The sequence below is a fragment of the Pseudomonas sp. KCJK9111 genome, assembly GCF_046231935.1.
Classification (GTDB): Bacteria; Pseudomonadota; Gammaproteobacteria; order Pseudomonadales; family Pseudomonadaceae; genus Aquipseudomonas; species Aquipseudomonas parafulva_B.
The window spans coordinates 1-21,142 of record NZ_JBJJMO010000072.1; the positions used below are offsets into that span (position 1 = coordinate 1).

19 protein-coding genes are annotated in these 21,142 nt (G+C 63.1%); 11 read left to right on the forward strand and 8 right to left on the reverse strand.

What is annotated here, in order from left to right:
• From ACK59L_RS18840 to ACK59L_RS18860, 5 genes are all read right to left on the reverse strand, one after another.
• Positions 1-1,963: PhoX family protein (locus ACK59L_RS18840; RefSeq protein WP_409275327.1), on the reverse strand; the 1,963-nt coding region annotated here is incomplete at its 3' end.
• Between the two features lie 139 nt (positions 1,964-2,102).
• On the reverse strand, positions 2,103-6,629 hold the full coding sequence (locus ACK59L_RS18845; RefSeq protein ID WP_409275329.1) for a hemagglutinin repeat-containing protein: 4,527 nt from the start codon (positions 6,627-6,629) through the stop codon (positions 2,103-2,105).
• A gap of 25 nt (positions 6,630-6,654) precedes the next feature.
• On the reverse strand, positions 6,655-8,304 hold the full coding sequence (locus ACK59L_RS18850; protein ID WP_409275348.1) for a ShlB/FhaC/HecB family hemolysin secretion/activation protein: 1,650 nt from the start codon (positions 8,302-8,304) through the stop codon (positions 6,655-6,657).
• Between the two features lie 190 nt (positions 8,305-8,494).
• Complete coding sequence (locus tag ACK59L_RS18855) at positions 8,495-9,049, reverse strand: murein L,D-transpeptidase family protein (RefSeq protein WP_058604486.1); 555 nt, start codon at positions 9,047-9,049, stop codon at positions 8,495-8,497.
• 82 nt (positions 9,050-9,131) lie between these two features.
• Entirely contained in the window at positions 9,132-9,686 is a 555-nt protein-coding gene (locus ACK59L_RS18860) for an NUDIX hydrolase (RefSeq protein ID WP_058604487.1), read from the reverse strand.
• A 114-nt stretch (positions 9,687-9,800) separates the two neighbouring features.
• Between ACK59L_RS18860 and ACK59L_RS18865 the strand changes: the two genes are divergently transcribed.
• The 5 genes from ACK59L_RS18865 to purT all read left to right on the forward strand — a co-directional run bounded on the left by ACK59L_RS18865 (position 9,801) and on the right by purT (position 12,958).
• Positions 9,801-10,457: a CoA pyrophosphatase gene (locus tag ACK59L_RS18865; protein WP_228385145.1), complete on the forward strand. Its 657-nt coding sequence runs from the start codon at positions 9,801-9,803 to the stop codon at positions 10,455-10,457.
• Positions 10,454-10,978 carry a gamma carbonic anhydrase family protein gene (locus ACK59L_RS18870; protein WP_409275332.1) on the forward strand — a complete coding sequence of 175 codons (525 nt, stop codon included), beginning with the start codon at positions 10,454-10,456 and terminating at the stop codon, positions 10,976-10,978. Before ACK59L_RS18865 ends, ACK59L_RS18870 begins: the two co-directional genes overlap by 4 nt.
• The gene (locus ACK59L_RS18875) at positions 10,971-11,165 is read left to right on the forward strand and encodes a DUF1289 domain-containing protein (protein ID WP_409275334.1); all 195 of its coding nucleotides are present in this window, start codon (positions 10,971-10,973) and stop codon (positions 11,163-11,165) included. The genes ACK59L_RS18870 and ACK59L_RS18875 overlap by 8 nt, the downstream gene beginning before the upstream one ends.
• 67 nt (positions 11,166-11,232) lie before the next feature.
• Entirely contained in the window at positions 11,233-11,700 is a 468-nt protein-coding gene (locus tag ACK59L_RS18880; RefSeq protein WP_023533643.1) for a VUT family protein, read from the forward strand.
• A 76-nt stretch (positions 11,701-11,776) separates the two neighbouring features.
• Entirely contained in the window at positions 11,777-12,958 is a 1,182-nt protein-coding gene (purT, locus tag ACK59L_RS18885) for a formate-dependent phosphoribosylglycinamide formyltransferase (RefSeq protein ID WP_144964598.1), read from the forward strand.
• 60 nt (positions 12,959-13,018) lie between these two features.
• Here purT and ACK59L_RS18890 read toward each other — a convergent pair whose 3' ends face one another.
• The 3 genes from ACK59L_RS18890 to ACK59L_RS18900 all read right to left on the reverse strand — a co-directional run bounded on the left by ACK59L_RS18890 (position 13,019) and on the right by ACK59L_RS18900 (position 16,615).
• A complete protein-coding gene (locus ACK59L_RS18890; protein WP_409275337.1) occupies positions 13,019-14,317 on the reverse strand; it encodes an MFS transporter in 1,299 nt (432 codons plus the stop codon).
• 279 nt (positions 14,318-14,596) lie between these two features.
• Positions 14,597-15,796 (reverse strand): transporter associated domain-containing protein, encoded by a 1,200-nt coding sequence (locus ACK59L_RS18895; protein ID WP_409275339.1) that lies wholly within the window; start codon positions 15,794-15,796, stop codon positions 14,597-14,599.
• Between the two features lie 9 nt (positions 15,797-15,805).
• The gene (locus ACK59L_RS18900; protein ID WP_027913819.1) at positions 15,806-16,615 is read right to left on the reverse strand and encodes an inner membrane protein YpjD; all 810 of its coding nucleotides are present in this window, start codon (positions 16,613-16,615) and stop codon (positions 15,806-15,808) included.
• Between the two features lie 250 nt (positions 16,616-16,865).
• On the opposite strand from ACK59L_RS18900, the gene ffh reads away from it, so the two are divergent.
• The 6 genes from ffh (at position 16,866) to ACK59L_RS18930 (ending at position 20,934) form a co-directional block, all read left to right on the forward strand.
• The gene (ffh, locus tag ACK59L_RS18905; protein ID WP_409275341.1) at positions 16,866-18,242 is read left to right on the forward strand and encodes a signal recognition particle protein; all 1,377 of its coding nucleotides are present in this window, start codon (positions 16,866-16,868) and stop codon (positions 18,240-18,242) included.
• 240 nt (positions 18,243-18,482) lie between these two features.
• Positions 18,483-18,734: a 30S ribosomal protein S16 gene (gene rpsP, locus ACK59L_RS18910; RefSeq protein ID WP_023533649.1), complete on the forward strand. Its 252-nt coding sequence runs from the start codon at positions 18,483-18,485 to the stop codon at positions 18,732-18,734.
• 5 nt (positions 18,735-18,739) lie between these two features.
• A complete protein-coding gene (rimM, locus tag ACK59L_RS18915) occupies positions 18,740-19,276 on the forward strand; it encodes a ribosome maturation factor RimM (RefSeq protein ID WP_409275343.1) in 537 nt (178 codons plus the stop codon).
• 3 nt (positions 19,277-19,279) lie between these two features.
• On the forward strand, positions 19,280-20,032 hold the full coding sequence (gene trmD / locus ACK59L_RS18920) for a tRNA (guanosine(37)-N1)-methyltransferase TrmD (RefSeq protein ID WP_028634846.1): 753 nt from the start codon (positions 19,280-19,282) through the stop codon (positions 20,030-20,032).
• A gap of 41 nt (positions 20,033-20,073) precedes the next feature.
• On the forward strand, positions 20,074-20,424 hold the full coding sequence (rplS, locus tag ACK59L_RS18925) for a 50S ribosomal protein L19 (protein ID WP_023533640.1): 351 nt from the start codon (positions 20,074-20,076) through the stop codon (positions 20,422-20,424).
• Positions 20,425-20,517: 93 nt separating this feature from the next.
• Positions 20,518-20,934 carry an acyl-CoA thioesterase gene (locus ACK59L_RS18930; protein ID WP_409275346.1) on the forward strand — a complete coding sequence of 139 codons (417 nt, stop codon included), beginning with the start codon at positions 20,518-20,520 and terminating at the stop codon, positions 20,932-20,934.
• Positions 20,935-21,142: the final 208 nt, after the last annotated feature.

Sequence of the window (21,142 nt, forward strand, 5' to 3'; positions counted from 1 at the left end):
CTTCCGAAACTGGCCAGTTCCCCGGATGCTGAATATTGACAAACAACGTCCTGTTATCCGGCGTAAACGCAATCCCCGTCACCTCACACCCATTGGGCCCCACGAAAAACCGCCGCAACCCCCCTTGGTTCTCCCCATTCACCGGCACCTGCCGCCCCGCCGCATCCACCAGCAGACCTGGAATCACCGCCAGCAGTTGGTCGTTGGTGTAGTCGGTAAGGGTGCTCTCGCCGTTGTCAGTCTCGAACCACAACACGCCGCGGCTATCGAAACTCATGCCGTCGGGGCTGGCGAACTGGTTCAGTTCGGTCAGGCCGGAACGGTTGATGTCCGCAGTACCGGCGGCGTTTGCGCCGAACACGAAGATGTCCCAGTTGAAGCTCAACTGGTCGTCGCTGTCGTGCCAGCGAATGATGTGGCCGTGGCGGTTCGGGCCGCGTGGGTTGGCCGCATCGACCTTTTCCGGGGTACGTGCATTGTTGTTGGTCAGGGTCAGGTAGACGTCGCCGTTCAGCGGGTTGACCGTCGTCCATTCCGGGCGGTCCATCGGCGTCGCGCCTACGGCATCGCCAGCGCCACGGGTGTTAAGGATGATGCCCGGCAGGTCACCATACAGCGCGCCCAGGGTGCTGCCCCCCGTGGTGGCGGTGGCCACGTCCAGCAGTAGCCATACACCAGTGCCATCGGCGTTGAAGCGGGCCACGTAGAGCTTGCCCTGGTCCAGATACTTGGCGCCGGTAGCGAGGCGGTCGGCCGGGTTGGCGTCGGCGGCATCCCACACGGCGGTTGACACCCACTTGTACAGGTACTCGTTGTTCGAGTCGTCACCCATGTACCACACCAGCGGCTTGCCCGCGACCGGCAGGCCTGGGGCGCAGCCCTCGTGGCGGAAGCGGCCCAGCGCGGTGCGTTTGGTGGCCAGGGTGCTGCTGTTGTACGGGTCGATCTCGACGATGTAGCCGTAGGTGCTGGCTTCGTTGCGGTAGTCGTCGGTGGCGCTGGCGCCCTTGATGGTCACGTCGAAACGGGCAAACTCGTCGTCCTCTTCGGTGCTGTCACCGGCTGCGCTTTCCCACTTGTACTGGCCGCTGGAGGTGCCCACGCCAATGCGGCGCTGGTCTTCGGGGCGGGTGCCCTTGTTGACGAAGATGCCCGGCCAGTTCTCTTCACAGGTCAGGTAGGTGCCCCACGGGGTGTAACCGTTGCCGCAGTTGTTGTTGGTACCGCGGCAGTGAGTACCGGCGGTGGAGTACTTGGTCTTGACGTGGTCGGTGCCGCGCAGCGGGCCGGTGATTTCCATGCGCGAAGCCGTGGTGAAGCGGCGGTTCAGCGGGTCGTTGTCGACTACCTGCCAGCGGCCGCTGACTTTCTTCAGGCGCACCACGCCAGCCCCATGGGCGTTGATTTCTTTTCGCACTTCCTCGACCGGGCGCTTGCCGTTGACATCAGTGGTCGGGCCAGCCGGGTGCAAGGCTGCAGGGTCGATGTATTCGAAGTTGATCGCCAGCAAACCATCGTCGGAGCTGCCGTTGATGGGGAAGAAATGCATGCCGTCATGGTGCATGCCCATGGCGTTGGCCTGGTCGACAGAGGTATTGCTGCCGTCCGGCTTCCAGGGCGCGGCGTCCCGGTTAAGCGGTGTTCCCCAGGGGGCCAGCACGTGTGCGCGGTAGCCCTTGGCAAGGGTGCACGCATCGGTGCGTGACCCAGGGATCGAGTCGAAGCTCAGCGCCAGCCCTGACCTGGCAGCGTTGCCGGTGACCGGCCCGCCAGGGCCGGCAGGCCTGCGGGTATCAGCACCGTTGAAACAACCGCCCAGGCTGGTGCCGGCGATCAGGGTGACGGCGGCGGCCAGGCCGCCGCGCATCACACTGCGTCGGCTCAGGTAAATGTCCATGACGGTGGCCATGGCCGTGTTGGTGCTGGGGTTGCGGTCCAAATTGTCGCCGGTGTCACGACTCATCACATGTCCTTGCGTTGCAGAGTTCAGACCGCACTCTAGTGGGCGATTGTGACGTTTGGTTTGCAGAACCATGAGCGGACGTTGCAACCCTGTGGCGCATTTGAAGGGGCCCCGGAAAGGGGCGCTCTGCCAAGGTTGCTCAGTCGTGCTTGGCGCCCAGGCTCGATGCCCACTGCTCGTTGCGGTTATGCCCACTGGTGCGAATCAGCCCGAGATCCAGGGCGTTTTCACCCTCTGCAGCCCCTTTGCCCTTGGCAATTTCGGCAATGGCAGTGCCCAGGTCCACAGGGGAATTGGACGCATCGATCGAAACAGCCCGCCGGTAGTCGCTGCCGCTGAGGGTTTGCTGCTTGATCGAGTTGGCGTCCAGCTTGACCTCGCCCCTGGCCGATTGCAGGCGGGCGCCGACCAACTGGGCGTTGCCGCCAACCTGCAAGGCGATGCCCTCGCTGCCTTTGAGCGTGGCCTGTTGGGCGACACTGTCGCGTTGCTCGTGGACCACCTCAAGTCGCAGGGTAGGCGAGAAACCCGGATCAGCCTTGCTCAGGGCAGGGCCGGCTTTTTCGCCGACTTTGCCGCCTAGCGGCCCGGCCAGCGATGTAGCAGCGTTGACATAGCCTTGTGGGTTCTTTTCCTGACTGAGCCTGGCATCAACCTTGACGCTGAGGTTATTGACGCGGTCCATCAGGCTGGCCACACGCAGATCGCCCTCTATTGCACCTTCGATCCGCGCGGCGTCCAGGCTGACGCCTTCGAGGCTGGCATCGCCGCCGCTGTGCAGCGCGATGCGCTCGGCACGCAGGTTGCCGGCGTTCCAGGTCAGGTTGTCGCGCTTGTCCATGTCCACCTTCAGACGGCCATGCAAGCCCCGCGTGTCCAGTGCGCCACTGCTGGCGTTGAAACCGGCACCGGCGGTGATGTCGAGGTTATTGCGCAGTTCCTGGTTCGACGAGGCTTCCAGCCGCATGCCGCCGTTCATGGCATCGAGCACGATTTCCTTGGCGGTGGCTTGCAACCCCTGGACCTGCAAAGCCTGCGCGTCGCGTGCGCTGCTGGTCACGCTGAGGCGACCGTTACTGGCAAACTGCGCGTCGATGGCCTGGCGCGCGTTCTCTTGCTGCTTGCCATTGCCAAAGTGGCCACCTAGGCCCCCGCCTTGCGTTGTGCCGGTCTTGGCGGCCAACTCCAGGCCACCGCCCAGCTTCGCGCCACTGGCCTCTTGTGTGGCGGTAGCCGCCTTGACCTGCAACTGGCCATCGCTGTGCAGCGTGATATCGCCCGTCGGGGCTTCGCGGCTACCGATGCGCGTGCCTTCGAGCGTCAGGTCGCCACGGCTGGTCAACACCACCTGGCCTTTGCTGTCGATCTGCGCCACCTGAGCTGTGCTGGTGGCCTGGTCATTGCGCGCATGATCCAGATAGCCGCGCCCATCGATACCGGTACTGCCGGGGCGGTTGCCGACCTTGACCCAGGCATTGCCGTCCAGCTGGCTGGATTGGCGCGCTTCACGGTCAGTGGCTTGGACCAGTTCCAGCGTACCGTCGCTGTGCATGCGCACGTCGCCTTTGCCTCCATCGATACGTGTGCCTTCATAACGACCATCGCTGCCCAACTGCACCTTGATACCCTGCTGGCCATACAGGGAGCCCGCCACAGCCGTACTGACAGTGCTCTGGCGATCCAGAGAACCGCCGTTGCCGGCCGCGCGCACGTTCAGGTCCTGACCGGTAGTGGTATCCAGCCGAGCATCTGCACCAACGGTCAGGTGCTGCTCGCGCTTGTGCTCGGTGTTGGCCGCAGCCTGCATGTCATGGTGCTGCGCCTGAATGTCGAGCGCGCCCGCATTGGCTCGCCAGGCGGTGCCCTGATCCTTGAGGGTATCGACCTTGACCTGCACGCTGGCACCGGACAGTTCGCTGACCTGGGCAAAGCCACGGCGCTGGTTTTCCAGGCGCTTGAGGTGCTCGACGGTCATGTCGGCGCCTACGCTGGGCGCCACCATCGCGTCTTCGGGCGAGGCCTGCTGAAAGCGAGCAGCTTCTTCACCTAGCACCAGACGCTCGATGGGCCGGGTGAGATCACGGTACTCCAGGCTGCCGCCGAGGCTGGCAGACCAGTCATCCTGGCGTTGGGTTTGCTCGGAGGTGTTCTGCACCGCACGGTTCTCCATATGGGTGGCGGTAACCTGCAACGTTTCGCCGGCGTTTACCCGCGCAGCCTCGGTCACCAGCTCGTCGCTACGCAACCGTACGTTGCCGCTTGCCTGCAGTTCGGTGCGCTGCACCTTCTGCTCACGGTTGGTCTGTACGCCACGCTGGTGGTGGCCATCGAACTGGCTACCTAGCCGGTCGATCCCGCCAGTCACCGTGAGGCCGCCACCACTCTGGGTGGTGGTTGTGGTGGTTTCGTGGGTAGCCTGAGTGGTGCCCAAGGTCACTTTGCGCGCATCAATGTCCAGGTCCCCGGCCAAGGCGTTGATGGTGGAGCCGGTGACCTGCACATCGGCATCGGATTTGACACTCACCAAAGCCCCCTTGAGCTGGCTACCCACGTTTTCGATTTTCTGCTCCTGGCCAGTGCGGGTGACAACGTCATAGCCCACGCTGGCCTTGTACTGGCGAGAACCGGGCTTGTCGCCGTCGGCCTCCTTGGTCTGCCCGGCGCTGGCGGTGAGGGTGCGCTGCTGGTTTCGAACCTCGCGTTGCTCGGTCGCCTGCACGCCAGTGATTGCGACATTGCCCTTGGCTTCGAGGTCAAGATGACCGCCAGCGCTGACATTGGCGCCCTCGATACGCAAATCCTCGGCACTGACCAGGCGCAGGTTGCTCTGCGCCCCCACCTCACTGACCAGCACCGCTTCGTTGCGCTCAGTGCTGCGGCTGTCGCTGGCAATCAGGCCGAACAGCTTGCTGTCGCGTGCATGATCGGTCCGGGTGCTGGTGCCCTTGTCCGCCTCCACGGCCAGCGAGCCTTGCTGGCTGTGCAGCGTCGCATCCTGCTGGCCTACCACCGTGCTGCCTTTGACGGTGAGCTTGTCGGCTGTGACGGTCAGGGTGCCATCGCTGGTGAGGGTGCTGCCTGCCAGGTTGCGGCCCTTTTTCTCGTTGCCCTTGTGATCGCCGAAGAACGTCCCGGACACCAGGTCACCGCGATAATCACGGCGCGTACCCTGCTCCTGCAACTGCGTCGTGGTGATCATGGCCTCCTTGGCCGTGATGGCCAGGTCGCCGCGGCTGTGCAGGGTGCTGCCTTGCACGTTCAGGTTGCCAGCCGTCTGCACCTGCATCTGCCCTGCGGTGAGCAGGCTGCCCTGGGCGCGCTCGGTGAAGGTGTCCGTGTCGCTGTCACCGCGCCACAGGTCCTTGCGGTGACGGATCTTTTCCTGGATGGCCTGGCTGTCGATACCCGCCAGGATGTCCAGGTTGCCCCCGCTGTCCAGATTCAGCCCATTGCCCGCTTGCAAGGTGGCGGCGGTCATGCGCATGTCGCCGCCGGAGGTAAGCACGATGCTGTCGTCGGCCTCCAGGCGGGTGCCGTGCTGCTGGGTGTCGGTGGTCGTGGTGTCGCGGTCGTAGGTTTCGCGCGTGACGAACAGGAACTTCTTGCTCCATTGCTCGTTGTCTTGCTTGACCCGCTCAAGGGCCTGGGCATCGAGGGTCAGGGCCTGACCCGCCCGGGCTTCGATGCGGGGTGCTTTGGCCTCTACGGTGCGCAGTACCAGATCGCCCTGTGCATCGAGCTTCAAGGGGCCTTGCCCGCTGTGCAGGACGGTTGGGCTGGCCGCCGTACCCAGCACATCCAGGTTGCCCGCCGACGCCATTTCGATGCCATCCGTGGCACTGACCAGGGGGGCTCGTACCCGCACACCCGCACCTTCGGCAGTGCTCACCACGCGGATGCGCCCCGCCTGCATGGCACCGAACAGGCTGGCGTCGATGCTGGCCGGCGTGGCGGTACGGTGCTCGACCACCGCGCCGCTAGCGTGATCGATCCGGTTGCGACCAGCGGTGATGTCCAGGGTGGTCGCGGCCGCCAGCAGGCCTTGGCTGTCGATGCGCGGCGCAATCAACGCGAGGGCGCCGTCGGCATTGCTCTGGCCGCCGTCCAGCACCTGCAGGGTGCCGCTGGCGTCGAGGGTATTGAGGTACTTGAGCTGCTGCTGCTCGAACGCCGGGGTGCCTACCAGAAAGCCTGCGCGCGTGGTGTTGATGAAGCTGCCGCCGTTGAGGGTGATGCCGTTGGGGTTGGCCAGGATGTAGTCGGCAGCACGGCCAAATATTTCCTGGGGGCCCTGGATCAGTGATGCACTGCGGCTGACCACTTCGTTGAGGATGGTCGACGCTGCCTGCCCCTGGAACTGAGGGTTGGCGGCCAGGGCACCGGCCAGCTGCGATTGCCCAGCCTGGGTGGCGTTGTTCAGCACCAGGCCTGCACGGTCGACGTTGTACTGGTTGAACTGGTTGTGCGAGAGGCCGTTGGCATCGGGCGGGACGATCTCGATCACCGGGACACCATGGCCGTTGTTGATGAGCGGGGTGCCACCAGGGCCGTTGACGGCGTCCAGGCCGCCTTCGGCCAATGCGCTGGTGGAGCCGAGCACGATCAGAAAGATGGCCCAGCGCAAGGTATCGGGCTGGATGCAAAGAGGGGGCGAGGATGTCTTCATGGTTTTTCTCATTGTTGTGGGTGAATCAAAGAGTCATCGACCAGTCCAGCACCCAGAAACCAGGCTCATTGGGACGGCCTGGGTGGTCGCTGGCGTATAGCGCGCGCTGGTAGTCCAGGCGCAGTCGGCTGCCTGGCAGGCTAAATTCCAGGCCGGCTGCCGCACCGGCCAGGCGCTGCGACGGTGAGCCAGCAGCGGTGCGGGTCCAGCCCAGGTCAAGGCCGATGTAGGGGCGCACGTGCAGCGGTGCGCTCCACGTTTGGGGCAGGGGGTAGCTGACTGTGTTTCGCCACACCGCGCTGGTGGCGCCGGAATAGGTCTGCAAGCGGAACCCGCGTACCGCCGAATCGTCGCTGACCAGCATTTGCTCAACGGCCGGCAGTGCATCCTGGCTGTACTGCCCGTTGAGTTCGCTCTGCCAGCGCCACGGCTGGCTGGCCGGGCCTTGGCCGATGTAGAGCAGGCTGGCGCGGTACTTCCTGAAGTCGGGCCGCAGACGCTGTGCGCCCAAGGGTGCGCGGTCGGCGCCGAGCATCGGGACGCCCTGGGCCACGCTCAGGTAGCCGTTCCACAGGCCATGTTGCAGCCACAGCAGGTTCAGCCCGGCTTCAAGGGAGGTGAGGGTAGGGCTCTGCTGCACGACGACCGCCCCGGCATTGCGGTTGACCAGCGCCTTGCGGTCGAGCCGCAGTGAGGCGCTGAGCATCCCGCGTTGGCCACGCCACAGCACGCGCTCGGCGCTCAGCCCTTGATAACGGCTCCGGCCATCTGCGCTCAGCCTGCTGCTGGGCAGCGGGGCCTGGTAGCGCAGTTCGCTTGCACTCAGGGCAAAGCTCCAGCGGCCGTAGGGGACGCTGTAGTACAGCGAAACACCCTGGCTACGGCCCGGGCCACCCAGCACCGTATGCGTCAGCGACAAGCGCAGGTCGTCATTGAGATGCAGCGGGCTGTCCACACCGATGCCTGCCGTCAGCCGGTGGCGCCCGGTAAAATCGCTGCCCCGGTTGTCGAACCGCGTATCGAAATGCCAGCGCCCCTCTGCCCGGCGCGGTTGGACCACCACGCGCGTACCGCCCTGCATTTGCCCTGGCAACAGGTCCACGCCCATGTCGAAGGCGCGCAGGCGGTTGAGCTGATCGAGCCCCTGCTCGACGTCTGGCAGGTACAGCGGGTGCCCCAACAGGTCTGGAAAAGCACCGGACAAGGACAGGGGCAGTTCGGGGCCAGCCAACTCGATGGATTCGACGAAGCCCTCGACCAGCACGATTTGCAACGGGTATCCGTCCTGGGGCAGCTGGCGCAGGTAAGGCCGGCTGGTCGGATAGCCGGCTTGCACGTACTGCTCGGTGATGGCCTTGAGCAGCGCGTTGATCTGGGCAACGCCCATGCACGGCATGATGTTCAGGCGCACGGTGGTGGCCAGGGCAGCGTCGTCCAAGTGGCGATTGCCGGCGACCTCGACACCTGCGACCTTCCAGCAGTGCGCCTGAGCGGGTGCGGCGACAGGAGCCTGGGAGGGCGTTGCCGTGTCGGCCTTGTCCTGCCAGCGTTCCAGGCGGCGTTGCTGTTGCTGGTGTTGCAGGTCCAGCTGATGGTCGCGTAATTGCCAGCTGGCAACGTCGGCCCTCGCCTCACCGCAGGCGAGCACCAACAGGATAAAGCAGACAGCCAACAACTGGCGCTTGAGGGGGATAAAACAGTGCACTTGAGCATCCCAGCAATGCGGTACGGACTTCGTACTCGATTGCGTGGATGCTAAAAGCCGTGGCATTTCCCTGAATGCCATCCCGTGCCTAAGACAATGTCAGGCAGGTTCCAGCGAACGGGTGGGCTCTTTCCTACAAAAACAGATGATTTGCGCTAGATCAGGGCCGAATCTCGATCATCGTGCCATCGCGCACCAGGCTCCAGACTTCCTGCATGTCGCGGTTACGCATGGCGATGCAGCCGTCTGTCCAGTCCAGGGTATGGAAGTACCACTCGGGGTATTCGTCATTGATCGGCGTGCCGTGGATCATGATCATGCTGCCGGCCTTCACGCCTGCCTGGCTGGCCCGGGCCGCATCGCTGACGTTGGGGTAGTCGATGTGCATGGCCAGGTTGAAGCGCTCGCTCTGCTTGCGCCAGTCCAGCCAGTAGAAGCCTTCGGGAGTCTTCTTGTCGCCTTCGCGCTGCTTGGGGCCCTTGGGTTGCTTGCCCAGGGAAATGCGGTAGGTCTTGATCGGCTCGCCGCGGCTGATCAGTTGCAGGCGACGTTCGGACTTGATGACCAGTACCTTGTCGACCTGAGGCTGCACCGCCGGTTGCGCAGGCGAACCCGCCTGCACTGCCGAGACCGGTTTGCGGATGATGGTTTCGGTGTAGGCCGCCTGGGACATCGAGGCAACGCCAAGGCAGAGGAGGGCAAGCAACCAGCGCATGTAGCAATATCCTGAAGGCTCTGTACCGGGTTATGCGAAAGGCACTCGACGATGGTCACCACCGGGCGGCATTTCGTGAACCCTAACGGGGGGTGGTCGATACGTTCATCGGCGGCAGGTATTCATGGCCTATGGGGAACTGCTGCTCGATTCGGTCGCGATAGTAGCATTCTAATGTCCGTGCCACGGTCCGGAAAGCCAGGGCGTCCCAGGGGATCTCATGCTCCTCGAACAGTCGCACTTCCAGGCTTTCAACGCCGACTGCAAACGCAAGGTCCGCCAGCTCAGCGCGGAAGAAGACATGTACCTGGTTGATGTGCGGCAGGTCGAACAGCTGGTACAACGTCATCGAGCCTACACGCGCGCAGGCTTCTTCGACGGTCTCGCGACGGGCGGCCTGGTCGAGCGTCTCGCCGTTTTCCATGAAGCCGGCAGGCAATGTCCAGAAACCACGGCGCGGTTCAATGGCGCGGCGGCACAGCAGCACCTGGCTGCCATGGGTAGGCAGCACGCCGGCTACCACGTTGGGGTTCTGGTAGTGGATGGTGTGGCACGCGGGGCAAACGTACCGCAACCGTGTGTCGCCCTGGGGGATCTGTTCGATGACCGGCTGACCGCACGCACTGCAGAAATTCATGGAGGCTTCCTTTTGTCGTGGCCTATCTTGGCGTGGTGGCTCGGCCGCCGCAAGCGGCAGGGGTTGGGTGGCTGACGGCTTTCGTGCATCATGCAGGGCAGGCCTTGGATACGAGTGAGCGCGATGCTGGACGAGCTACTTCGCCGAATGAGCAACCACCAACCTGCAACCCTGGAATCGGATCGGCGGTTCCCGGAAGCGGCGGTACTCTTGCCCATTACCCGCAGCGAAGTGCCTGAGCTTGTGCTTACCTTGCGCGCCAAGGGGCTTTCGACCCATGGTGGCGAAGTCGCCTTCCCGGGTGGGCGGCGCGATCCCGAAGACCCGAACCTGGTCTTCACCGCCCTGCGCGAGGCTGAAGAAGAAATTGGCCTGCCACCAGGGCTGGTAGAGGTTCTTGGCCCGCTCAGCCCCCTGATATCCTTGCATGGCCTGAAGGTCACGCCCTACGTCGGCGTCATTCCCGACTTTGTCGAATACCGCCCCAACGATGCCGAGATTGCGGCGGTATTCACCGTTCCCCTGGAGTTCTTCCGCCAGGACCCTCGCGACCATACCCACCGCATCGATTACCAGGGCCGCAGCTGGTATGTGCCCAGTTACCGCTACGGCGAATACAAGATCTGGGGGCTGTCGGCGATCATGATCGTCGAACTGGTCAACCTGTTGTTCGACGCCGGTATCTCCCTGCACCGTCCCCCTGAGCGTCCTACCGACAAACGAGCAGGGCCCACCCTGCCATCGGCATCCCAGCCTGAGGAGCAACCATGAAATATCGCCTGGGCGACCTGCGGGTCGAGACGCATCCCACCAGTTGGGCTGCACCAAACGCCACGCTCATCGGCAATGTCCGTCTCCAGGCCCATGCCAGCGTCTGGTTTGGCGCTGTGCTGCGTGGTGACAACGAGCTGATCGACATCGGTGAAGGCAGCAACGTGCAGGACGGCACCGTGATGCATACCGACATGGGCTCGCCCCTGACCTTGGGTAAAGACGTGACCGTTGGGCATAACGCCATGCTTCATGGCTGCACGGTGGGCGACTACAGCCTGATCGGCATCAACGCGGTCGTGCTCAATGGTGCACGTATCGGCAAGCACTGCATCATCGGCGCCAATGCCCTGATCGCCGAGGGCAAGGAGATTCCCGATGGTTCGCTGGTCATGGGTTCGCCCGGCAAGGTCGTGCGCGAGCTGACCGAACAACAGAAACGCATGCTTGAGGCCAGCGCGGCGCACTATGTCCATAACGCCCAGCGCTACGGCAAGGAGCTGGTGCCCGACGATGAGTGAGGTAAACGAGCGCCCGGTGGCGTCCCCCTGCGTCAACATCTGTGCCCTTGATGAGCAGGATATCTGTACCGGCTGCCAGCGCAGCGTGGCAGAGATAGGCCAATGGGGCCGGATGAGCAACGATGAGCGACGCGGTGTGCTCAGGCGTTGCCATGAGCGCGCCACCGCAGCCGGGCTGGTGCTCTAGCGGTACTGCGGTTGCCTCCCAGGGCGGGCAACGGTAATCTGTGCCGCTTGCCCAAAGACTACCCGCCATGCTCTTTCTGATTGCCTATATCAGCAGTGTCGTGCTGATCAACTACGCCTTCTCCAGCGCCCCGCACCTGGACGTCATCTGGTCCGCCTGGGGTGGCCTGGTCTTCATCCTGCGCGACATGGTGCAGACCCGCTTCGGGCATGGGGCGCTGGTGGCCATGCTGGCGGCTCTGGTGCTGTCCTACGTCACCTCCGAGCCTGCCATCGCCCTGGCCAGCGCCACGGCGTTCTTCGTCTCCGAGCTGATCGACTGGCTGGTCTTCAGCGTCACCCGGCGGCCCCTGCGCGACCGGCTGTGGTTGAGCTCGGCATTAAGCATTCCGGTCGATACGTTCATCTTCTTCGGCATGATCGGTGCGCTCACACCGATGGTGATCGGCACCGCCATGGCGTCGAAATTCGCCGGTGTCACGGCCGTCTGGCTGGCCATGGCATTTCGCGCCCGACGGGCTGCCGTGGCGGGCTGATGGTGTAGAATAGCGGTCCTTTTTCAGCGGGTGGTGCCGAGCCAGGCGCGGCCCCGGATGCCTTCGAGGACCTGAAATGACCCGTATCGGAACCCCCCTGTCGCCCACCGCGACCCGTGTACTGCTCTGTGGCTGTGGCGAGTTGGGCAAGGAAGTGGTGATCGAGCTCCAGCGCCTGGGCGTGGAAGTGATCGCCGTTGACCGCTACGCCGACGCGCCGGCCATGCAGGTTGCCCACCGCAGCCACGTGGTCAACATGCTCGATGGGGTGGCGCTGCGCGCTGTCATCGAGGCCGAGAAGCCGCACTACATCGTGCCGGAAATCGAAGCCATCGCCACCGCCACGCTGGTGGAGCTGGAAAGCGAAGGTTTCAACGTGGTGCCCACTGCACGCGCCACGCAACTGACCATGAACCGTGAAGGCATTCGTCGTCTGGCTGCCGAAGAACTGGACCTGCCCACCTCGCCCTACCACTTTGCCGACACCTACGAAGACTATGCCGTGGCTGTCGCCGATGTCGGCTACCCGTGCGTGGTCAAGCCGGTGATGAGCTCGTCCGGCAAGGGGCAGAGCCTGCTGCGCAGCGATGCCGACCTGCAGAGCGCGTGGGCCTACGCACAGGAAGGTGGGCGCGCCGGCAAGGGGCGGGTGATTGTCGAAGGTTTCATCGATTTCGATTACGAGATCACCCTGCTGACCGTGCGTCACGTCGGGGGCACCACTTTCCTCGAACCGGTTGGGCACCGTCAGGAAAAAGGCGACTACCAGGAGTCCTGGCAGCCGCAGGCCATGACCCCCAAGGCGCTGGCCGAGTCGCAGCGGGTGGCCAAGGCGGTCACCGATGCCCTGGGCGGGCGTGGGCTGTTCGGTGTGGAGTTGTTCGTCAAGGGCGATCAGGTCTGGTTCAGCGAAGTGTCGCCACGCCCGCACGACACCGGCCTTGTTACCCTGATCTCCCAGGACCTGTCGCAGTTCGCCCTGCATGCCCGCGCCATTCTCGGGTTGCCAATCCCGGTGGTGCGTCAGTTCGGTCCTAGTGCTTCGGCCGTTATCCTGCCGCAGGGGCACTCACAGCAGACCGCCTTCGCCAATCTCGGCGCTGCGCTGAGCGAACCGGATACCGCTATTCGCCTGTTCGGCAAGCCTGAGATCAGCGGCACTCGTCGTATGGGCGTTTGCCTGGCCCGTGACGAATCCATCGAAGCGGCGCGCGCCAAGGCGACCCGTGCGGCCCAGGCCGTGGAAGTAGAGTTCTGATAGACCCGTCGGGGCCGCTCAGGCGGCCCCGACAGTCCTGCTATGAAGTCGCTGAGCGTCCTAAAGCTCGGTATTGCGCGTCTCCTTCAGGCACAGTACGGCGATCAGGCTGATCACGGCCGCCGCCGAGACATACCCGCCCACCCAGCTCAGGCCGCCCATGCTCACCAGCTTCTGAGCGAAGAAAGGCGCTGCCGATGCGCCAACAATACCGCCCAGGTTATAGGCTGCCGAAGCGCCGGTATAACGCACATGGGTGGGGAACAGCTCTGGCAGCAAGGCGCCCATTGGCGCGAAGGTCACGCCCATCAGGAACAACTCGATGGCCAGGAACAGCGCCACGCCGGTGGTCGAGCCCGAGGTCAGTAGCGGTTCCATGGTAAAACCTGACGCCACGGCCAGCAGGCCGCCGACGATCAGCACAGGCTTGCGTCCGTAGCGATCGCTGAGCCAGGCCGACAGCGGCGTCGCCAAGGCCATGAACACCACCGCAAAGCACAGCAGCCCCAGGAACGTTTCACGGCTGTAGCCCAGCGTGCTTACGCCGTAGCTCAAGGAAAATACGGTGGAAATGTAGAACAGCGCGTAGCACACCACCATGGCTGCGGCACCCAGCAGGGTCGGGCGCCAATGCCTGGCGAACAGGTCCACCACCGGCAGCTTCACGCGCTCCTGGCGGGCCACCGCCTTGGCGAACACCGGGCTTTCCTCAAGCTTCAGGCGCACATACAGCCCCACCAGCACCAGGGCGGCGCTGAGCAGAAACGGTATGCGCCAGCCCCACTGGCGGAACTGTTCGTCGCTGAGCGTCAGTGCCAAGGTAAGGAACAGGCCATTGGCTGCCAGAAACCCGATCGAAGGGCCCAGTTGCGGGAACATGCCGAACCACGCCCGTTTACCGTGGGGCGCATTTTCGGTGGCCAGCAGGGCCGCACCGCCCCATTCGCCGCCCAGTCCCAGCCCTTGGCCAAAGCGCAATAGGCAAAGGATGATCGGTGCCCACACGCCAATGCTGTCATACCCCGGTAAAAAGCCGATGGCGGTGGTGGAGACACCCATCAACAGCAGCGAGGCAACCAACGTGGACTTGCGTCCGATGCGGTCGCCGAAGTGACCGAACAGCGCAGAGCCCAGTGGCCTGGCCAGAAAGGCGATGCCAAAGGTCAGGAAGGCCGCCAGCATCTGGGCAGTGCCGGACCCGGACGGGAAGAACACCGGCCCGATGACCAGGGCGGCCGCCGTGGCGTAGACATAGAAATCGTAGAACTCGATGGCGGTGCCGATGAAGCTGGCAGTGGCAACCCGCGCGGGCGAGTTGACCGGCGCGGCAGGTGCGCCGGCGTAGGTGCTGGTTGTCATTGAAGGTCCCTGGCGGTCTGGGGCAACGCCACGGTGCTCTGTCGGCCTGCAACGGACACACCGATTGCAGCCGGCCGAACAGCGGTTCCCATGGCGCTGGCGCGATTGTTGTTGTGTTCGCCTGGCTGACGATAGCCCAAGGGGATAGGGGCGGGCGGACACTGCTCAGGGTGGTGAAGCAGGACCGCAGGGCGTTTCAGCGAAGCGGACTGACCGTGGAGCGCCGAGTGCGGGTAGCAGGCGGGACGGCAGGGCTGGGTAAGCGTTGCCCGAGTATAGCTATCGGGTTGCCGTCCATACCAGTACCTTGCTGGCGCAATTGTCTTCGGTTTCAAGGATTTCCAGGCGATAGCGGCCGATTTTCAGGCACACCGCACTTTCCGGAATGCTTTCCAGTGCCTCGGTCACCAGGCCGTTAAGGGTCTTAGGCCCGCCATCGCACGGCAGGTGCCAGCCCAGGCTACGGTTGATCTCCCGCAGCGAGGCCGTGCCGTCGATGACATAGGTACCGTCAGGCTGCTTGTGGACATGGGGGTTGCCCAGGCTCTGGTCATCTTCGAACTCGCCGACGATTTCCTCGAGGATGTCCTCCAGGGTCACGATCCCCAGTACTTCACCATACTCATCCACCACCACGCCCAGGCGCCGCTGCTGCTTGTGGAAGTTGAGCAATTGCAGGTTCAAGGGCGTGCTTTCGGGCACGAAATAGGGCTCGTAGCACGCCTGGCGCAGAGCTTCGAGGGTCAGCGCGGCCTGGGGCAACAAGTGGCTGATCAGCTTGGTGTTGAGGATGGCTTCGACCTGGTTGATGTCGCTGTGGTACACCGGCAAGCGGGTGTGACGGCTGACGATCAGTTGCTCGATGATGCGCTCGATCGGCTCGTCGAGGTTGATGCCATCGACCTCGTTGCGCGGCACCAGAATGTCGTTGACGGTGATCTTGTCCAGGGACTGGATGCCGTCGAGCAACCCCCGCCGTGGGGTCTCCGGGTGCTCGTCGTCCTCAAAATCGTCGGCTTGCTCGGGGTGCAGGGCGACTGCGGCGGGTTGCTTGCGCAGGGGGCGCAGCAACAGCTTGGCGCAGCCGTCGAGTATACCGGCCAGCGGTTGCAGCAGTACCAGTGGAGGCTTGAGCAGCGCACCCAGGCTGACGAAGACCTGTGGGTTGCGTCTGGCCAGGCGACGAGGCAGGTACTCGGCGAACACCAACAGAGCAGCAGCGGCAGCCAGGCCTGCCTGCCACAGGCCAGCGTCACCACCGTGGCGTAGCCCAATCAGGCAGGCCAGCGCCAGTACCAGCCATTTGCCCAGGCTGGCGCCCAGGACCAGGGCAGGGCCCGAAAGCTTGGGTTGGCTGTCCTTCTCGCCGCCCGACACCATCGTGTGCAGGCGTGCGGTCTCGATGGCGGTGAGCAGTGCAGACCACAGCAGGACAATTGCCGAGGTGCCGAGAAGCGGTGCGTACGGCAGGATGTTCATGAAAGGCCGTCAGATGTGCAGAATGAATTCGCGAACCAGCTTGCTGCCGAAATAGGCCAGCATCAGCAGGCAGAAGCCTGCCAAGGTCCAGCGGATGGCCTTGTGGCCCCGCCAACCCAGGCGGGTACGCCCCCACAACAGTACGCTGAACACGACCCAGGCCACGCAAGCCAGCAACGTCTTGTGCACCAGGTGCTGGGCGAACAGGTTGTCGAGGAACAGCCAGCCGGACACCAGCGACAGGGACAGCAGGCACCAGCCTGCCCAGAGGAAGCCGAACAGCAGGCTTTCCATGGTTTGCAGTGGCGGGAAGTTTCGAATCAGGCCAGAGGGGTGCTTGTGCTTGAGTTGATGGTCCTGCACCAGCAACAGCAACGACTGGAACACGGCGATGGTGAACAGGCCGTAGGCCAGGATCGACAGAAGGATGTGGGCAAGGATGCCCGGTTCCTCATCGATCAGCGGCACGGTGCCAGGCGGCGCGAACTGGGCCAGCAGCGCGGTGACCGCACCGAGCGGGAACAACAGCACCAGCAGGTTCTCCACAGGGATGCGCAGGCATGCCAGCAAGGTCAGGGCGATGACGGCCACGGCGATCAGGCTGGCGGCACTGAAGAAATCCAGGCTCAGGCCAAGCGGGGTGATCAGCTGAAAGAACAGCGCACCGCCCTGGGCGATCACCGCAATGGTGCCCAACAGGCCGGGGAGCCGTTTGTCGATCTTACGGCCCTTGGCCAGGGATGAACCCTGGTAGATGGCCGCGACGATGTAGAGCGCAGCGGCAATCAGGTTGGGGATGAGGCTGGGAGAGGAGACCATAAGTCCTGGTGGGCGAGCCTTAAAGAGACGGAGTTTGGCATAAACCGCGCCGCTCTAGGAAGACTGACGGGCGCGCAAGGCGGCGGCGGTGCAGGCACCGGGCAACCCCCGTCGCGACCGGCGAGTGCCGCTTAAGGTGTGCGCGGTCGCTTCACTTCGCTATAATCGCCGCCTTGCTGTGCCTGGCGGGTGTGCATTTCCCCGCGGGCGCCTGACAACCTCGGCTTTTACTGGGCCAGAAAGGATCATCATGTTCGAAAACCTGACCGACCGCCTGTCACAGACGCTGCGCCATGTCACCGGCAAGGCCAAGCTGACCGAAGACAACATCAAGGACACGCTGCGCGAAGTGCGCATGGCCCTGCTCGAGGCCGACGTTGCCCTGCCGGTGGTGAAGGATTTCGTCAACAGCGTCAAGGAGCGTGCCGTCGGCACCGAAGTGTCGCGCAGCCTCACCCCAGGCCAGGCCTTCGTCAAGATCGTCCAGGCCGAACTCGAAAGCCTGATGGGTGCGGCCAACGAAGATCTGGCGCTCAATGCCGCCCCGCCTGCCGTGGTGCTGATGGCCGGCCTGCAAGGTGCGGGCAAGACCACCACCGCCGGCAAGCTGGCGCGCTTCCTTAAAGAGCGCAAGAAAAAGAGCGTGATGGTGGTGTCTGCCGACGTCTATCGTCCGGCGGCTATCAAGCAGCTCGAGACCCTGGCCAACGACATCGGCGTCACCTTCTTCCCGTCTGACATCAGCCAGAAGCCGGTCGCCATCGCCGAAGCCGCCATCCGCGAAGCCAAACTCAAGTTCATCGATGTGGTGATCGTCGATACCGCAGGCCGTCTGCACATCGACGCCGACATGATGGATGAGATCAAGGCCCTGCACGCCGCGGTCAAGCCCATCGAAACGCTGTTCGTGGTCGATGCCATGACCGGCCAGGACGCTGCCAACACCGCCAAGGCGTTCGGCGAGGCCCTGCCGTTGACCGGCGTGGTGCTGACCAAGGTCGATGGTGATGCGCGTGGCGGTGCGGCGCTGTCGGTGCGCGCCATCACCGGCAAGCCGATCAAGTTCATCGGCATGGGCGAGAAGAGCGAAGCGCTCGAACCGTTCCACCCCGACCGGGTGGCCTCGCGCATCCTGGGCATGGGCGACGTGCTCAGCCTGATCGAGCAGGCCGAGCAGACCATCGACAAGGCCAAGGCCGACAAACTCGCCAAGAAGCTGAAGAAAGGCAAGGGCTTCGACCTCGAGGACTTCCGTGACCAGCTTCAGCAGATGAAGAACATGGGCGGCCTGGGCGGGCTGATGGACAAGCTGCCGAGCATTGGCGGCGTTAACCTGTCGCAGAGGGGCAATGCCCAGGGCGCCGCCGAGAAGCAGTTCAAGCAGATGGAGGCGATCATCAACTCCATGACCCCGGCCGAGCGTCGCGATCCCGACCTGATCAGCGGCTCGCGCAAACGCCGCATCGCCTTGGGTTCCGGCACTCAGGTGCAGGACATCGGCCGGCTGATCAAGCAGCACAAGCAGATGCAGAAAATGATGAAGAAGTTCTCCAGCAAGGGCGGCATGGCCAAGATGATGCGAGGGCTCGGCGGCATGCTGCCGGGCGGTGGCATGCCCAAGCTGTGAAGTTTTCCGGGGCAGGTCATTTTTGGGCCGGCCCCTCACCCCGCGCAAGCGGGACAACGGTCGCGATTTTCGCGGCTTACGCAGCAAGTCTGGACGGTCGAGCAAGTGCCGACCGAAAAAGTCATTTGCAAATGTCCGTGTATTCCTTGAGAATATGCGGCCTTTTGGGCACCCGTGTGCCTATTTGGCATTCAGATTTGCAGTACCAACTGCAGCACCGACTATAGGAACGATGTTCACATGGTAACCATTCGTCTGGCCCGTGGCGGCTCGAAAAAGCGCCCTTTCTACCACCTGACCGTGACCAACTCGCGTAACGCCCGTGACGGCCGTTTCGTTGAGCGCGTAGGTTTCTTCAACCCGATCGCTGCTGGCGCCGAAGTCAAGCTGTCGGTCAACCAAGAGCGCGTCACCTACTGGCTGAGCCAGGGCGCACAGCCGTCTGAGCGTGTTGCTCAGCTGCTGAAGGACGCTGCCAAGGCTGCCGCCTGAGCAATATGAACGCGACGCCAGAAAAGGCTGACGACCTCATCGTCGTTGGCAAGATTTTTTCGGTTCACGGCGTTCGCGGCGAGGTGAAGGTGTATTCCTTTACCGATCCGATTGAAAACCTGTTGGATTATCCAAGCTGGACGCTTCGGCACGAAGGCAAGGTAAAGCAGGTCGAGCTGGTCAGCGGTCGTGGCTCCCAAAAGGGCCTGGTCGTGAAACTGAAAGGTCTCGAGGATCGTGACGAAGCCCGTCTTCTGAGCGGTTACGAAATCTGCATTGCGCGGAGCCTTTTGCCCAACCTGGCCGCCGATGAGTACTACTGGTACCAGTTGGTAGGTCTGAAGGTCATCAACCAGGACGAACACCTGTTCGGCAAGGTCGATCACCTGTTGGAGACCGGTGCGAACGATGTAATGGTGGTCAAGCCGTGTGCAGGCAGCCTGGATGATCGCGAGCGTTTGTTGCCCTACACGGCGCAATGCGTGCTCGATATCGACCTGGATGCAAGCGTGATGCGGGTTGAGTGGGACGCGGACTTCTAACCGATGGGTAACCTTCGCGTAGACGTCATCACGTTGTTCCCCGAGATGTTTTCGGCCATCACGGAGTACGGCATTACCAGCCGCGCGGTGAAACAGGGGTTGCTTCAGGTAACGTGCTGGAACCCGCGGGACTACACCACAGATCGTCACCATACGGTAGATGATCGGCCGTTTGGCGGTGGTCCTGGCATGGTGATGAAAATCAAGCCTCTGGAAGATGCCCTGGTCAACGCCAGGCAGGCAACCGGAGCTGCGGCGAAGGTGATCTACCTTTCGCCACAAGGCCGCAAGCTGACTCAGCAGGCGGTCAAAGGCCTGGCCGAACAGGAATCATTGATCCTGATCGCCGGTCGTTATGAAGGCATCGACGAGCGTTTCATTGAAGCTCATGTCGATGAGGAGTGGTCGATTGGCGACTATGTGCTTTCCGGTGGCGAGCTACCGGCCATGGTACTGATCGATGCGGTTACACGGCTGCTGCCCGGAGCTTTAGGGCATGTGGACTCGGCGGAGGAAGACTCTTTCACCGATGGTCTGCTTGATTGCCCGCACTACACCCGACCTGAGGTGTATGCGGATCAGCGTGTTCCCGACGTGTTGCTCAGTGGCAACCATGCACACATCCGGCGTTGGAGAATGAAGCAGTCCCTTGGTAGGACCTTCGAACGACGCGCCGATCTTCTGGAAAGTCGCTCGCTTTCTGGAGAAGAGAAGAAGCTGCTCGAGGAATACCTCCGCGAGCGGGACGATAGTTAAACGTATCGATGGTGGATCACGATCCATCTTAGGAGCACAGCATGACCAACAAGATCATCCAGCAGCTCGAAGCCGAGCAGATGAGCAAGGAAATCCCGACCTTCGCACCCGGCGACACCGTTGTCGTCCAGGTTAAAGTGAAGGAAGGTGAGCGTTCCCGTCTGCAGGCGTTCGAAGGCGTCGTTATCGCCAAGCGCAACCGTGGTCTGAACAGCGCCTTCACCGTGCGCAAGATCTCCAGCGGCGTTGGTGTAGAGCGTACCTTCCAGACCTTCAGCCCACAGATCGACAGCCTGGCCGTGAAACGTCGTGGTGACGTGCGTAAAGCCAAGCTGTACTACCTGCGCGATCTGTCCGGCAAAGCCGCTCGCATCAAGGAAAAACTGTCCTGAGTACAGTTTGCCCGGCGGCCCAGGTCGCCTAGCGAGAAAGAAGCAGCCTTCGGGCTGCTTTTTTGCGTTTTGAACTTCGTAAAGGTGACAGCTATGACCACCCGAGACCAGGAAATCCAGCGCCGCACCGAGCTTTCGGTCACCCGCGTGACCAAGGCGGTGTTCCCCAACACCACCAACCATCACAACACCTTGTTCGGTGGCACGGCCCTGGCGTGGATGGACGAAGTGTCCTTCATCGCGGCCACGCGTTTCTGCCGCTTGCCGTTGGTGACCGTTTCCACCGATCGCATCGACTTCAAGCACCCGATCCCGGCGGGCTCGATCGTCGAGCTGGTGGGTACGGTAATCAAGGTAGGCAACACCAGCTTGCAGGTACAGGTGGATGTCTTCGTCGAAAACATGTACCACGATGGCCGAGAACGGGCGATTCACGGCGTCTTCAGCTTCGTTGCCATCGACGAAGACAAGCGTCCCGTGCCGGTGCTGGAAACATCGAAACCCTTGTAGCGGCCGATCCGGCGCTCCGGCTAGACTGCTCCTGCAAGAAATTCGCTAGCCTTCACGCCGTTGCCGTTGCCGTTGCCGTTGCCGTTGCCGTTGCCGTTGCTTTGGCTTGTGCTTCTAAGCGCGCGGTAGTTCAGGCGCCGCAGATCGCGACTTCAGGAGGCCGAGCGCAGGGATTGCGGAGGGAGGTGACAGGCATGGATGCCTGTCA

Coding starts and splice junctions, on each gene's coding strand:
- rplS (WP_023533640.1), top strand. CDS start 20,074: ATGACCAACAAGATCATCCAGCAGCTCGAAGCCGAGCAGATGAGCAAG.
- ACK59L_RS18870 (WP_409275332.1), top strand. CDS start 10,454: ATGAAATATCGCCTGGGCGACCTGCGGGTCGAGACGCATCCCACCAGT.
- purT (WP_144964598.1), top strand. CDS start 11,777: ATGACCCGTATCGGAACCCCCCTGTCGCCCACCGCGACCCGTGTACTG.
- ACK59L_RS18880 (WP_023533643.1), top strand. CDS start 11,233: ATGCTCTTTCTGATTGCCTATATCAGCAGTGTCGTGCTGATCAACTAC.
- ACK59L_RS18875 (WP_409275334.1), top strand. CDS start 10,971: ATGAGTGAGGTAAACGAGCGCCCGGTGGCGTCCCCCTGCGTCAACATC.
- ACK59L_RS18895 (WP_409275339.1), bottom strand. CDS start 15,796: ATGAACATCCTGCCGTACGCACCGCTTCTCGGCACCTCGGCAATTGTC.
- ACK59L_RS18845 (WP_409275329.1), bottom strand. CDS start 6,629: ATGAAGACATCCTCGCCCCCTCTTTGCATCCAGCCCGATACCTTGCGC.
- ffh (WP_409275341.1), top strand. CDS start 16,866: ATGTTCGAAAACCTGACCGACCGCCTGTCACAGACGCTGCGCCATGTC.
- ACK59L_RS18900 (WP_027913819.1), bottom strand. CDS start 16,615: ATGGTCTCCTCTCCCAGCCTCATCCCCAACCTGATTGCCGCTGCGCTC.
- ACK59L_RS18860 (WP_058604487.1), bottom strand. CDS start 9,686: ATGAATTTCTGCAGTGCGTGCGGTCAGCCGGTCATCGAACAGATCCCC.
- trmD (WP_028634846.1), top strand. CDS start 19,280: ATGGGTAACCTTCGCGTAGACGTCATCACGTTGTTCCCCGAGATGTTT.
- rimM (WP_409275343.1), top strand. CDS start 18,740: ATGAACGCGACGCCAGAAAAGGCTGACGACCTCATCGTCGTTGGCAAG.
- ACK59L_RS18930 (WP_409275346.1), top strand. CDS start 20,518: ATGACCACCCGAGACCAGGAAATCCAGCGCCGCACCGAGCTTTCGGTC.
- rpsP (WP_023533649.1), top strand. CDS start 18,483: ATGGTAACCATTCGTCTGGCCCGTGGCGGCTCGAAAAAGCGCCCTTTC.
- ACK59L_RS18855 (WP_058604486.1), bottom strand. CDS start 9,049: ATGCGCTGGTTGCTTGCCCTCCTCTGCCTTGGCGTTGCCTCGATGTCC.
- ACK59L_RS18890 (WP_409275337.1), bottom strand. CDS start 14,317: ATGACAACCAGCACCTACGCCGGCGCACCTGCCGCGCCGGTCAACTCG.